Origin of the sequence: Polyangium fumosum (assembly GCF_005144585.1) — a bacterium.
Taxonomy (GTDB): Bacteria; Myxococcota_A; Polyangia; order Polyangiales; family Polyangiaceae; genus Polyangium; species Polyangium fumosum.
This window is the reverse complement of the sequence record NZ_SSMQ01000008.1, coordinates 109330-122074: the sequence shown is the minus strand read 5'-3', so window position 1 is coordinate 122074 and position 12745 is coordinate 109330. Positions and strand designations below refer to the sequence as shown.

10 protein-coding genes are annotated in these 12745 nt (G+C 70.1%); 4 read left to right on the top strand and 6 right to left on the bottom strand.

The window, feature by feature from the left end:
* The first annotated feature begins 33 nt into the window (after nucleotides 1-33).
* Genes E8A74_RS10235 through E8A74_RS10225 form a run of 3 tightly spaced genes read left to right on the top strand, consistent with a single transcriptional unit; the run spans nucleotide 34 to nucleotide 4386 of the window.
* On the top strand, nucleotides 34-372 hold the full coding sequence (locus tag E8A74_RS10235) for a hypothetical protein (protein ID WP_136928772.1): 339 nt from the start codon (nucleotides 34-36) through the stop codon (nucleotides 370-372).
* Entirely contained in the window at nucleotides 369-1658 is a 1290-nt protein-coding gene (locus tag E8A74_RS10230; RefSeq protein ID WP_136928771.1) for an outer membrane protein assembly factor BamB family protein, read from the top strand. The genes E8A74_RS10235 and E8A74_RS10230 overlap by 4 nt, the downstream gene beginning before the upstream one ends.
* A gap of 13 nt (nucleotides 1659-1671) precedes the next feature.
* A complete protein-coding gene (locus E8A74_RS10225) occupies nucleotides 1672-4386 on the top strand; it encodes a hypothetical protein (protein WP_136928770.1) in 2715 nt (904 codons plus the stop codon).
* 50 nt (nucleotides 4387-4436) lie between these two features.
* Here E8A74_RS10225 and E8A74_RS10220 read toward each other — a convergent pair whose 3' ends face one another.
* The 3 genes from E8A74_RS10220 to E8A74_RS10210 form a co-directional block, all read right to left on the bottom strand.
* A complete protein-coding gene (locus E8A74_RS10220) occupies nucleotides 4437-5168 on the bottom strand; it encodes a hypothetical protein (protein ID WP_232379474.1) in 732 nt (243 codons plus the stop codon).
* 5 nt (nucleotides 5169-5173) lie between these two features.
* Nucleotides 5174-6298, bottom strand: coding sequence for a M50 family metallopeptidase (locus E8A74_RS10215; RefSeq protein ID WP_136928769.1), 1125 nt, complete (start codon nucleotides 6296-6298; stop codon nucleotides 5174-5176).
* A gap of 171 nt (nucleotides 6299-6469) precedes the next feature.
* On the bottom strand, nucleotides 6470-7045 hold the full coding sequence (locus tag E8A74_RS10210) for a hypothetical protein (protein WP_232379473.1): 576 nt from the start codon (nucleotides 7043-7045) through the stop codon (nucleotides 6470-6472).
* A 219-nt stretch (nucleotides 7046-7264) separates the two neighbouring features.
* Here E8A74_RS10210 and E8A74_RS10205 point away from each other — a divergent pair, with 219 nt between their 5' ends.
* Nucleotides 7265-9313, top strand: a complete 2049-nt coding sequence (locus tag E8A74_RS10205) for a TonB-dependent receptor plug domain-containing protein (RefSeq protein WP_136928768.1) — start codon at nucleotides 7265-7267, stop codon at nucleotides 9311-9313.
* Between the two features lie 4 nt (nucleotides 9314-9317).
* Here the strand turns inward: E8A74_RS10205 and E8A74_RS10200 are convergent, their stop codons facing one another.
* From E8A74_RS10200 to E8A74_RS10190, 3 genes are all read right to left on the bottom strand, one after another.
* Entirely contained in the window at nucleotides 9318-10160 is an 843-nt protein-coding gene (locus E8A74_RS10200) for a hypothetical protein (RefSeq protein ID WP_136928767.1), read from the bottom strand.
* A 123-nt stretch (nucleotides 10161-10283) separates the two neighbouring features.
* On the bottom strand, nucleotides 10284-11861 hold the full coding sequence (locus tag E8A74_RS10195) for an AAA family ATPase (protein ID WP_136928766.1): 1578 nt from the start codon (nucleotides 11859-11861) through the stop codon (nucleotides 10284-10286).
* A 65-nt stretch (nucleotides 11862-11926) separates the two neighbouring features.
* A complete protein-coding gene (locus tag E8A74_RS10190; protein ID WP_136928765.1) occupies nucleotides 11927-12712 on the bottom strand; it encodes a hypothetical protein in 786 nt (261 codons plus the stop codon).
* Nucleotides 12713-12745: the final 33 nt, after the last annotated feature.

Genomic DNA, 12745 nt, shown 5'->3' with positions numbered 1-12745 from the left:
TTCCGTCCCCGCGTGCTAGAGACACCGTTCGAGATGGCGTGCGAAGAAGAGCGCACACGGCTCATCGCTCAGATCGCGAGCCTCCTTCGGGAAAACGCGTTGCCGCCCGCCGCTCGGGAAGCGGGGCTGACGCTGATCGCGTGGCTTGCGCGGCGCATGCCCGGCGAGTCCGTCTCGCTCGCCGGCAAAGAAGAGATGATGCGTCGCTGCGTGGAGCACGGCTACACGCTGAACGGCGTGCACGGCGCGAACGGCGCGGCCACGAACGGCGCGCACGGTTCGTCGGGTTTGAACGGCGCGAGTCCGGGGCAGATCCGCGGCGGCGAGAAGCGTAGCGGTTCGTCGCGCAGTCGCGGTCGTCGCGCGCGGTGAGGGTCGCGCCGGGGCCGCTCCTCGCGTCCGTGGCCGCCGCGACGATCGTCTCCGCACTCGCCGCCGGACGCGCGCAGCCGACGCGCATGACTGCGCGCGCGACCGAACAAGTGATCCTCGACCCAGCGCTCCGCCTCGCGGAGGCCTTCCCGCCGCCGCCGCCGCCTCCGCCGCCCGAGGTCGTCGTGCGCGGCCCGCCGAGCCGCACCTTCCGCGGCGACGCAAAACGCCGGCATCAAAGCCCCTTCTACGGCCCACGCGCGCTCCCCGCTGCCTCCGTCCTCCACGAGGCCGCCGCACCCATCGCCGCGATGCCTGCCATCCTCGAAGGCGGCGATCTCCTCGTCGCCTCGCTCGGCGGCACGCTCACGCGCCTCTCGCCCACGGGGGATCTCCGCTGGAAGATCCAGCTCGGCGATCGCATCTACGCGAGCCCGCTCGTCACCGGGGATCACGCTGTCCTCGGCTCCGACGCCGATCGTGTCGTCGCCGTTCGCCTCTCGGATGGCCGCATCCGCTGGCAGCTCCTCGTCGACGGAGACGCGGACACCTCGCCGGCGGAGGCGCCCGATGGATCGATCGTGATCGCCGCCGGCACCTCGCTCTACGTGATCCGCCCGAGCGGCGCCTTGCGCACGCGCATCCGCTTGCAGCGCAAGATCTACGGCTCGCCCGCGATCGACGACGACGGCACGATCTACGTCGGCGCGCAGGACGATCACCTCCACGCGTTCACGCTCGCCGGCGCGCGTGTCTTCCGTCGTGATCTTGGCGCCGACGTCGACTGCGCCCCGCTCGTCGGCGACGACGGCGCGATCTTCGTCGGCACCGACGGCGGCCAGGTCTTCGCGTTCGAGAAGAGCGGCGCGCTTCGGTTTCGCGCGGACGTCGGCGGGTTCGTCCGTGGGGGGCTCTCGCTCGGCCGCGATGGAAGCGTGATCGCGGGAGTGTACGGCCCGAGGCCCGGCATTGTCGCCCTGGATCCGACGAGCGGCGTCGAGCGGTTTGCCTTTCGGGTACGTGAGGGCGGCCCCCGGGAGCTCGGCGTCCATGGCGGGCCCCTCGTCGATGCGGAGGGGCGCCTCTACTTCGGCGCGGCCGACGACCACGTCTACGCCGTCGATTCCCGCGGATCGCGCCTCTTCTCGGTGCCGCTCACGGGCGACGTCGACGCGCCGCTCGTCCTCGGCCCGGGCGGGGTCCTGTACGCCGGCGCAGAGGACGGTCGCCTCTACGCGATCCAGGGGGCGGCACTTCCCGCACCGACCAGAAACGGCCTGTGGTAGGGGTTGTCTGGTCATGGCCGAGCTTTCGGTGACGCTTCCCGATCCGCGCCCCGACGACGCGGAGGATGTCGTCTGGGGGTTGTCGACTGCGAAAACGTTGTGGGCGCGTGGTGAGCGGAGAGACGCGGTCGTCTGGCTCCGCCGCGCCGCCGAGGCCGCCGAGTCCTCGGGCAACGTCTTCCGCGCCTCCGAGCTCGGGATGTACGCCCAGGAGCTCGATGACGCGCTCGCCGCCGCGCCGGCCGCCGACGTGCCGCCTCCGCCGCGTGCGCCCTTGCCCTCGTTCGACATCGAGTTCGATCCCAACACCGGCACGCCGCCGCCCGCGCACGTGAGGCCCGCGATCGTGCCGCCGGCGCCGCTCCCGCCGATGGCGCCGCCGCCCGTGCCGCCGCCCCAAGCGACGACACCGCAGCCTCCCTCGGCCGTACCACACACCATGCGGCCGCCCTCGATGGCGCCGCCGCCTCTTCCTCCACAGACCACGCCGATCGCGCCTTCGCCCGGCTCCTTGCGACCGCCGCCTCCACCGTCCGTGCTCCCGCCGGCGGCGTCGTTCGTCGCGTCGCCCCCGCCGAGCGTCGCGCCGCTCCCGCCGCCCGTATCGCCCATCCCGCCGGCGCCGCTCCCCGAGGGAGACCTCCTCGCGCCGCCGTCGCGCCCGCCTTCGGTGCGTCCTCCGCCTCGCTCGGTGACGCCGCCGCCGATGTCTGCGACGACCGCGCGGACGACCTCCACGCCCCCGCCGGGGCCGGGCAAGTCCGTCGCGCCGCCCCGCAAGACCCCGCTTCGCTCGCCGATCCTCGATCCCTGGTCGGAGGGAGATCCGCAGAGCGCGAACCTGCCGCGCGGCGAAGAGCCCGTGCAGCGGCGCAAATCGCCGACCGGCGAGTCGAGCGCTAGCCTCGCGCGGCCGCGTCTCCCGGCCGTGCACGAAGACGACGGCGTCCTCACCTCGGCTGCGCCGCTCGAGCAGACCCTCGGGAAAAAACGCGCCGTCCCGCCGCCGCTCCCCGGCGGCACCGCGCTCGCCGCGTCGCCGGCGTCGGCCGCTGCGCCGCCGGCCAAGCCGCCGCCGCCGCCGCTGCGCGCCTCGTCCCCCGCGAATCCTGCGGTCGCGCCGCCCGTGCCGTCTCCGGCCTCGGTGCGCCCGCCCGTGCCTCCGCAGCCGCCGTCCGTGCGGCCGCCGCCGCTTCCGCCGCCCGTCGCCGAAGCGCCGAACGAAGCTGCCGCCCCGCTTCCCCCGCCGGTCCCTGCGGCCCCCGAGCCGCCGGCTCCCGCGGCTGCGGCTGCGCCGGCTCCTGCGGCCGAAGCGAGCGGATCAAACGAGCCCGCGGCCGCGCCGCAGCCGGGACAGCTCGCCACCCAGGCCGCCGCCGTCCCGCAAAAGCAAGGCCCGCGCACGCCGAGCGTGCCTCCGAAGGCACCCACGCCGGCCATCGTGCAGAAGTCCGCGGGGCCCGCGACGACGCCCTCCCCGCCCGTCCTCGAGCCGCGCACCGAGGCGAAAACGCAGCCGCCCGTCCTCAAGGCGGATGCGCCGCCGCCCGAAGCTCCGAAGGCTCCTACGCCGACCAAGCCCGCGATCGGCGGCATCAACCCCGCCGCGCGTCGCGCCCTCGCCGACACGCTCCAGAGCCCCATCCCGGCGAGCGCGCTCCGGGTTCCGAAGCCTCCGACCGTCGCCACGCAACCGGCGCCGGACAAGGAGCCCGGCTGGGCCGTGCCTCCGCCGGCGAAGACGGCGCCCGCCGTGCCCGACGCCATGAAGCGGTCCGGCACCACGATGCCGCCCCCCGCGCCGCCGCGGCCTGCGGCCTCGCCTGCCGGTCGCGCCGCGCTCACCGCGCTCAAGCCCGACGCGGCGCAGCCTGTCGCCGAGGCGCCGAAGGCCGAAGCGCCGAAGGCCGAAGCACCGAAGGCCGAAGCACCCAAGCCCGCGCCGCCGGCCGCGGCCGAGCAAGCGCCGCTCTCCTCGGGACCGCCGCGCATCGGCGACGTGATGCTCGAAGCGATCGAGCCGCTCACGGACCTGCCCGAGGACGTGCAGCGCGCCCTCTCGCGCGCTGCGAAGCTCGAGGAGCTCGGCCCCGGCCAGACGCGCGCGCTCGGCGTCATGCTGGTGATCGCGGGCGACGTCTCCGTCTACGCGACCGACGCGACCGTGCCGGGCCACGTCGCGGGCCCGCGCTCGTTCTTGACGTCGCGTGGCTCGTTCGAAGGTGGCTTCTCCATGCGATTCGTCACCGGCGCGAGCGGCGCGAAGATCGCGTCGTGGGACGAGGCCACCTTCGACCACGCGCTGCGCTCGTGCCCCTGGGTGCTCGACGACTGCAAGGCGAGCGCGGATCGCTTGCAGGCGCGCGCCGGCCTCGCGCTCGGCGCGCTCGGCGGGCTCGACGCCAAGACCCGCGACGCCCTCGTCACGCGCCTCGACATGCGCGTGCGCGAATCGGGCGAGATGATCACGCAGGAGAACGAGCCGATGCCTGGGCTCGTCTTCGTCGTCGGAGGCGGCGTCGAGATCCTGGAAGGTGATCCGCCGGCCGTCGTCGGCGAGGCGCGCGCCGGCGAGCTCCTCTTCGCCGACGCGTTATGGGCCGGCGTCCCTGCGCCGCTCTCGTCGCGCGCGATGGCCTCCGGCGTGATCCTCCTCGTCGGCGATCGCAAGCTCGCGCTCGAACTCGCGGCGGACGTCCCGCTCATCGCCGAGCTCCTCGCGCGCTGAGCCGTCTTCTCCCCTCTCCCGCGAGGGAGAGGGGTCGGGGGTGAGGGCGCTCAGCGAACCGCCGTCGTCGTGCCGCGTGGATCCGCGGCCGGCGCGTTCGGGCTTGCCGGATCCGCGGAGCTCGTCCCTTCGACGGGCCCCGTCTCTTCGATCATCCAGATGAGCTCGCTGTTGCCTTGGGCGCCGGCGAAGCGGACCCCGAACCATTTGGCTTGGGGCGAGATCGTCGGCCTCCCGTCCCCCGTCGAGCGCGGGAAGCGGATCCGGAACGCTTGCCTGTGCACCGTGCTGTACGGGAAGTACGTCCGTTCGAGCGCGTTTGGCTTCGTGATCGCGATGATCTCTTCCGGCGCCGTCTCGTTGCCCGTGTCGTCGATCAGCCGCACGATCCACGCGCTGTCGGCCTTCGTCAGATCGTTGAACCGACGCTCCCCGCCGTAGAGCGCCACGAAGAACTGGTGCCGCTGCCGCGTCTCGTCGAGCGTGCGTTCGAGCAGCTTCTTCCGTTGATCGATCGTGAGCCGGTAGTCCTGCACGTAACGCACGACGTAGGCCCATCGAAAATCCCACGACTCGAACGTCGCCGTCGCGGTCAGGTAATTTTCGAGTTCGCTCACCGCGAACAGGTCTTCGGTGCGCGTCCACTTCCGCAGCACGCTCTCGTAGTCCGTCGCGACGTACTCGCGTGGACCTTCGGCGAGGCTCACGCGTGGGGTCACGCATCCTGTGGCGCCGAGGAAGAGCGTGGCCGCGAGCGTGGCGCCGAGGAGCGTGCGTTCCATCGTGATCACTTCGAGAGCATGTGCGGCACGTCTTTGAAGACCGTGATGTACAGCGCGAGTCCGAGCAGCGTCAGGATGCCGAAGCCGTTCGTGTAGACCTCGACCATCGCGTTCGGCTTGCGCCGCGTCACCGCCTCGTACGCGAGGAACACGAGCCGCCCGCCATCGAGCGCCGGGAACGGCAGCAGGTTGAAGATCCCGATGTAGGCCGACAGCACGCCGAGCAGCCACAGGTACGCGGCGAGCCCTTGCTTCGCGGCGTCCTCGGTCTCCTTCATCATCCGCAGCGGGCCGCCGAGGTCCTCCGTGTTGCCGCGGAAGAGCTGCGACAGACCTGCGCCGATGCTCTTCACCACCTTCGGCGGCTCGGTCAGCGCGAAGATCGCCGCCTCCTTGAGCGGCACGGGCAGCTTGTGCGGCGCGACGCCGATCTTGCCCTTGCCGTCCTCGTTCGAGGGCGTGATGTCGAGCGACTTGCGCTCCTCGTGGTTCTCGTCGACCTTCCGCTCGACCACCACCTTGATCGGCTCGCCCGGGCGCTTCGAGATCTGCTCCGCCATCTCGTTCCACGTCCCGACGGGCGTGCCGGCGACCTCGACGATCTTGTCGCCGGGCTGCACGCCTGCGTTATGCGCCGGCCGGCCGGGCAATGCGTCGACGTACGTGAGGAGCTGCCGCTCGTTGTTGATGACGACCTCGGCTGCTTTGCCGCCGTAGAGCGTCGCGCCGAAGAAGAACACCGAGGCGAAGAGGTAGTTCGCGAGCGGGCCGCTGAAGATCGTCACGATGCGGCCCCACAGGCTCCCGTTCGAGAAGTTGCCCTTGTCCTTCGGGTCGACCTCTTCGAGCGGGTTCATCCCGTCGATCTGCACGTACGCCAGGAAGGGGATCATCGCGACCTGGTAGACCGTCGGCCCTTGCTTCTCGGCGTCGTGCTTCCAGAGCCTGAGCTTCACCTTCTCGGCGGCCGAGGTGAACCAGTAGTAGCCGTCCTTCGGGGAGATCTTGAAGAACGTCGGTCCGAAGCCGATCGAGAACTTCAGCACGCGCATCCCGAACGTACGCGCCGCGAGGAAGTGCCCCCCTTCGTGGACCACCATCAACAAGGCGAGGGCCAGGATCCCGAACATCGTCGCCAGTCTACCTGCCCGGCAGACGATCCGCACGCGTGAGATGCGCTCGGATCACCAGCTTTACCGTGCTTTTTGACTCGAATGAGGGGGGCCGCTCGGGGGGGCCCGGAGCCGTTTGCGGGCGGGCCCGTCCCCCCGGGGGCGGGAAGGCGGGCCCGGGGGGCTCGGTCAGCTCCCGACGAAGAAGGACACGCCGACGCTGAACATCGGGTACCCGAGGCGGAAGGTCAGGGCGATGTCGTTGTTGAAGTGGATACGCGTGCCGAACCAGATGGCCGGGTCGATGTCGACGTAGCGGAAGGCGCCCTCGCTGCGGAGGATGCCGCCGAACTCGGCGAATGCGCTCCAGCTCCGCGTGAGGAAGAAGTTCCACTGGAGCGCCACGGGCGACCAGATCGCATAGTTGTCGCGGTAGTAACGACAGTAGCGACACTGGGTGAAATCGAGGCCGAACGAGATGCCGATCGTGTTGTTGATCTTCTTGATGAACATCGGATCGGCGAGCTCGATCGTGGCGCGGAAGCCACCGCCGAGCTCGGCCCCCGAGCCGTACCGACCGATGCCGTAGCCACGTCGGAACAGGATGAAGTTGGCGTGCGGCTCGAGCTCGGCCCGGTACGCCGGGTGTTGCGAGGGGTTCTTGATCACCCAGTCGACGGCGTGCGCGTCCGGCGAGTACGCCACGAAGGCCCCGGCGGCAGCGAGACCTGCAGCAAGCAAGCGGTGTGTCGTGCGCGTCTTCATGGGACCTTCGTAGCAGTAGAATTTCCGGGAAGGAAGGAACCAGCATCAACTCGTTCGCCCGGTGGTCACGCGAGATCCCAGGCCGCGAGCCGCTCTCCGCGTCTTTTTGCGTCGAGGGCGGCCCCGACACCGCAAACGCTCGCCTCGCGGCGGGGATCGATCTACCTACGGCGGGGTTCGTCCCCGTGGGCTCACGGGTGACCACGTCCCCGGATCCGCATGTCTCCTCGCACGAGCGCACGTTGTCTCGGCGCGACCGCGCTCGTCGCGGCGCTCGTGATCCCCGCGCGCGGCCATGCCGATGCGGACGCCGACGAACCCACGAAGCCCGCGCTCGACGTCACCGTCCGCGGCTCCACCACGCCTGCGTTCGTCTCGCGCGCCTCGATCGACGATCGCGCCCGCGAGCCTGTGGATGCCGCTTCGCTCCTCGCCGAGCTGCCGAGCGTGCACGTACGTCGCCTCGGCGCGGACGGCGCGCAGGCCACGCTCTCCATCCGTGGCTCCGCGTCCACGCAGGTCGGCGTCTTGCTCGCCGGCATCCCGCTCACGAGCGGCGCGGATCCTTCGTTCGACGTCGGCGCGCTCCCGCTCTGGCCCGGCGCGAGCTTCCGCGTCTACCGCGGCTTCGCGCCGGCCTCGCTCGGCGCCACCGGCTATCTCGGCGGCGTCCTCGTCATCGATCCGCCGACGCCGCTCGCGGGCGCGCGCACGGAGTGGCAAGCGCTCGCCGGCTCCTTCGGCGCGCTCAAGGTCCGCGCGGGTGACGCGCGCAAGATCGGCGACGTCACGCTCGGCCTCGGCGTCTTCGGCGCACGCTCCGACGGGGACTTCTCGTACGAGGTCACCGACCCATTCACGGGAAAACGCGCCGCGCGCACGCGCACGAACGCGGGCGCCGTCTCTGCGGGCGCGGTCGGCCGCGTCGCGCTCGAACGATCGTGGGGCTCGGTCGGCGCGACCTTCCTCGCCGACGCGCGCCGCGTCGGGCTGCCCGGCTCTGCCACGTACACCACGCTCTTCCCGCGCCTCGAAACGGATCGCCTCGTCCTCGGCGTCGACGCCACCGTGCGTGACGTCGCGCGTGGCTCGCTCCGCCTGCAAGCGTGGGGACGACGCGAGGGAGCGACCTACGCGGACCCGTACGGCGAGATCGATCCCACGCGCGTCGGCGTCGACGCGCGCCAGACGATCCTCGCGGCGGGCGGCTCCGTCGGTTACCGCGTCGTGCTCCCGCGCGCCTTGCGCTCGAACCTCGGCGTCTTCCTCGACCTCCGCGGCGAGTCGCTCACGCCTCCGGAGACGAGCGCCGTCCTCGCGGGCACCACGGCTTCACGCCTCGCGGGCGGCGCCGGCGTCGAGTTCGAAGTGCGCCCGTTCGAACCGCTTCGCCTCTTCGCGACCGCGCGCCTCGACGCGCGCCGCGACCGCGCGACCGACGTCCCTCCCTCGCTCTCCCCGACGGGCGACACGAGCCCCACGGCGGCGGACCTCGTCCCGAGTGGCCACCTCGGCGCCTCGTACCGCTTCTCCGACGCGGCGATCCTCTCGGCGCACGGCGGCTTCCTTCGCCGCTTCCCGAGCTTCGTCGAGCTCTACGGCGATCGCGGCAGCTTGCTCGGCGACCCGCGCTTGCGTGTCGAGGGCGCGCTCGCGGCGGACGTCGGCTTGCACGGCGACGTCGCGGCGGGCCGCGCGACCTTCCGCTACGAGCTCGTCGGGTTCGTCACGGCGCCACGTGACCTCATCGTCTTCCTCCCGCTCGGGCGCAGCACGTTCCGCGCGAGCAACGTCGACGCGGCGCGCATCGTGGGCGCGGAGGTCTCGGCCTCGCTCGTCGCCGCGAACCTCGCGACCACGTTGAGCTACACGCTCATGCACACGGAAAACCTCGGCGCGGATCCGCTCTCCTACGGCCGCCCGCTGCCGGGCCGCCCGCTGCACGACCTCTCGTACGACGCGGCGTATCGCTTTGGCCCGGTGCGGCTGCGGTATGGCATCGACGCAGTCGCGGGCACGACGGTGGACACGGCGGGCACGCTCCTCGTCCCGCCGCGCTTCTTCCACAGCGCGGGCGCCTCGCTCGACGTGCCGCGCGTGCGCGTGTTGCGGATCGGCATCGAGGTGCAGAACCTCTTCGACGTGCGCACGTTCGGGGTGCCGTCGGAGCTGCTCGGGACGAGCGTGGCGATGCCGGTGAGCGACTTTTTGGGGTTTCCGCTCCCGGGGCGGACGGTGTGGGTGACGGCGCGGTATCGGGGGACTTGAAGGCTCAAGCGGGACGGGTGTTCGGGGCGATGCCCCAGGCGACCAGCTTTTCGCAGAGCTCGCCGACGGGCCCCTTCTTTTCGATGCCCAGCAGCTTGGCCATACGCTTGCGGTCTTTGTTTTCCATCCACGCGACTGCCAGCTCGAGCGCCTTTTTTCCGAGTGCATCCTTCAGATTGGCGTGATCGTGGAAGGCAGACGTCCCTCCTTGCCTCTCGGTTTGCTTCAGCTCAGCAAGCGCCGTGAGCTCCGACTTCTTCCCAGCAAATGCCTCTTCGTAGACCGGCGGGCTGATCAAATTTTCCGCATAACGCACATGTAATACGTGAACGTGCTGCAAGGGGGTGTGGCCGATTTTCTGCACATTCTCCGCCGTCTGCCCCAGCGGGGCCCCGGCATGACTCCGGTCGCTGTCCACGATGGCGAGGACGATCTTCCCCTCCGCGCAGAGCTTCGCGAACGTTGGCGCTGTGGTGCTTCCGCCTCCGCCGCGCTCGTCGAAGGAGAGCTGCGTCCGCCACCCGCAATGCGCGACGAATGCCTCGCCCAGAATTCGATAAAGCACAGCGTCCTTCGGGTTTTCGCCGAGCAGGATGGTTCCGTTCGTCGACCGCGTCAGATCGTCGAAGTGATGCAGCGATACGCGGATGATCTCTTTTCCGCCTTGCATCGCGCTTCCGTCGAACGTCGCGCCCAGCCCCACCTGGATGAGCCATTTCATCCGGTTCCGGAGCCCGAGGATCTCCGAGCTGCTCGCTTCGATGTTCCGTAGTGCACCCTTCTCGCGTGGCCCGAGCGCATCGTGGACTGCCGATAGTCGCGCGGTTTGTGCCTTGTCGATCCACACGACGTGTTTCCCGGCGCGATGGGCGAGCAGGAGGTTTTCGATGCACTCGCGGGATTTCTCCGCCGAGTTGCCCTTCCCGATCGCGTCGTCGATCGCCGACGAGTCTATCTCGATCAGCACCGCTCAACCATCCGCGACGGGGGCGAAGAACCCGAAAGGCCAAGCGTCGTTCAGTGCGCCGTCGGGCGTGTATCCCGCGATGCGGACGTCGGTCTGGCGCGTCTCGGGATCCTGGTCGAAGATGACGATCTGCACGTCCTCGGCGCCGATCACGCCCTTCTGGATGAGAGCGCCGAGCCCGTTGACGATCCCCTCGCTGTGCGTCTCGACCATGATCTTCACCTCTCGCCCGGCGTCGCGGCTCGTTCGCCAGGCGCTCGCGATGGCTCCGGCGAGCTTCACTTGATGCGCGGGGTGCAGGTGGAGTTCGGGTTGCTCGATCGCGAGCAACGATGTCGGCGGGTCGTCCGCCCCCCGCTCGCGGCAACAGGTCGACCAGAGGATCGCCATGAGGGGCAGGACCTCCGTGTATCCGAAGCCGATATCGACGAGGTTGATGTGGCGGCTCCCGCCTGGCTCCCGGACGAGGATCTCGGCATTGAGCCCGGAGATGTCTATCTTGGATTCGAACTCGAGGTGCTCTTCGGTGAACGCCGCGAAGCTCGCCCGCTCCGCCTCTGATAAAGAGTACATGAACATGGCGAGGTTTTGCCCGTCGGGGTCGACGTCGTCGACGGAGATGTCTTGCAGACGATAGGACCGATCGGCCGTCGCGCGAAGCGGGGCGAGGTAGGCGACGCGGCTCATGAAATCTGCGATTTGCATGTCCGCTGCGTCGAGGACCCACGGGACCAGGCGAGCGAACGTGCGATAGAAGATCTCCTGGAACACGTGCCCAAAGTGGCCGTCTTTCCTGGCGTCCTTCTTGACGCTGAGCCCGCTGTCCCTCTCCAGGTGTTGCCACATCGCGTCGTGCCCGCCGAGCGATACATGATCCGCGATCTCCACGAGGGTCTTGTCGTGCGTCTTGCCGTGATAGAGCGGACGCAACGAGCGCGCGAGCTCGTTCAAGAGTGCCTCGTCGTAGTCCGTGTCTCTCCATTTGGGTGGGTCGAGGTGTAGCGGCGGGACGACGGGTTGATACTTCACCTTGCCGTGGCTCCCTGGGCGAATGTTGGGCAGGAGGTAGGCGATACCGCTCAGCGCCATATCGAGGTCTTGTGGCATCATGTCCGCACCGTCGACCGTGAAGCTCAGGAGACGGCCGGTGGGCGAGAATCGCAGCGACGCCGTGACCGCGAAGTCCGGCTGTGTGATGTCATATCCCTGCACGAAGGAGCCGTGCGGCGGTTGCCCCTCGGCGAGGGTCATCGAGACATGAAACCGTGGCGGCGTGTCCCGGAGCGTGACTTCGGTGCTCAGAGGCAAGAGGACCGTGAACTCGAACGTCACCGTCCGCTCGGTCGCGCGGTCGTTGATGGCGTTGTTCAGCGTGCCGAAATCGATACGCCGTTGGAGATACCAGAGGATCGGGCTCTCGGTCGGCCTCTCCACGCTCTGCTTCAGCAGCGGGAACGTGCGAAGGAACGTGCTCTTCCCGGAGCTGTTCCGGCCGACCAGGACCGTGATGGGGCGGATGGGGATCTGGGGCGTGTCGCTCAGGGAGCGGAGGTTCTTGACGCGTAGCGCTTCGAGGCCCATCGCGGGCCAGCCTACCGCGTTTCGAGACCAGGGGCGAAGAATTCCGGTGGGGAGGGGGAGGCGAATCAGCCGGCCGTCTCGGGGTCGGGCACGGCGGCCTTCTTCCCCCGCCGCGTCGCGCGGCTCGCCGCGACGGCCTTCGCATGGGCGATCGCGTCATTCAGGGGAGCGAGCAGGCCCCGATTCTCACGGGCGACCTCGACGTTCCCCGCCGGCACGCGGCTCTCCAGGTATTTGCGCAGCCGCCCGACCACGTCGACCCACGCGGCCTCCGCCTCCTTCCCCAGGCTGACATGGTCGCCGACCGCGCCGCGCGCCGTGGCTCTCTCCGCGAGCGCGAGGTCACTCTCTCCGACCGCGAACTCGAGCCGCTCGATCCATTCCATGGGAAACGAAATGCCCGCGAGCGTCGCGGCGTGCTCCGGCGCGCGCAGGACGGCGAGGATTCGCCGGACCTCCCGGTTCTCGTCGGGCACGTGATCGTCGAGGAATGCGCGTCCGCGCGGGAACGCGGCGGTATGGAGGGCGCGCGCCGAGACGACGTAGGGACCTGCCCGGCGGCTGCCCTCGACGTCGATGAACCCCTCGATGTGCCGGCCGATGGTATCGACCTCGATATCGGCCTTCTCGCTGCGGTCGGCATGCGCGGCGCGCGCGGCGCTCGTCTCGTCTTTGCCGGCGACGTGCGCTTCCAGGCGCGTCGTCGTGGCGTCGAGCTGGGGGATGAAGGCGTCGAGCGCGGGCTCGGGCGGGCCTTTCTGGGCGCGGAGGAGGAGGTTGTCGTGGACCTGGCGGCCGATGGTGGCTTTTTCGGCGCGGGAGAGCTTGGCGGGAGAATGATTCGTCGGCACGGGAAATACCTCGTTGAACCGAGCGCGGCGGAA

Excerpts from the sequence above, each read along its gene's own strand:
- E8A74_RS10215 (WP_136928769.1), bottom strand. The coding sequence starts at position 6,298 with ATGTTCGGGATCCTGGCCCTCGCCTTGTTGATGGTGGTCCACGAAGGG.
- E8A74_RS10235 (WP_136928772.1), top strand. The coding sequence starts at position 34 with ATGGCGTGCGAAGAAGAGCGCACACGGCTCATCGCTCAGATCGCGAGC.
- E8A74_RS10205 (WP_136928768.1), top strand. The coding sequence starts at position 7,265 with ATGTCTCCTCGCACGAGCGCACGTTGTCTCGGCGCGACCGCGCTCGTC.
- E8A74_RS10220 (WP_232379474.1), bottom strand. The coding sequence starts at position 5,168 with ATGGAACGCACGCTCCTCGGCGCCACGCTCGCGGCCACGCTCTTCCTC.
- E8A74_RS10195 (WP_136928766.1), bottom strand. The coding sequence starts at position 11,861 with ATGGGCCTCGAAGCGCTACGCGTCAAGAACCTCCGCTCCCTGAGCGAC.
- E8A74_RS10210 (WP_232379473.1), bottom strand. The coding sequence starts at position 7,045 with ATGAAGACGCGCACGACACACCGCTTGCTTGCTGCAGGTCTCGCTGCC.
- E8A74_RS10225 (WP_136928770.1), top strand. The coding sequence starts at position 1,672 with ATGGCCGAGCTTTCGGTGACGCTTCCCGATCCGCGCCCCGACGACGCG.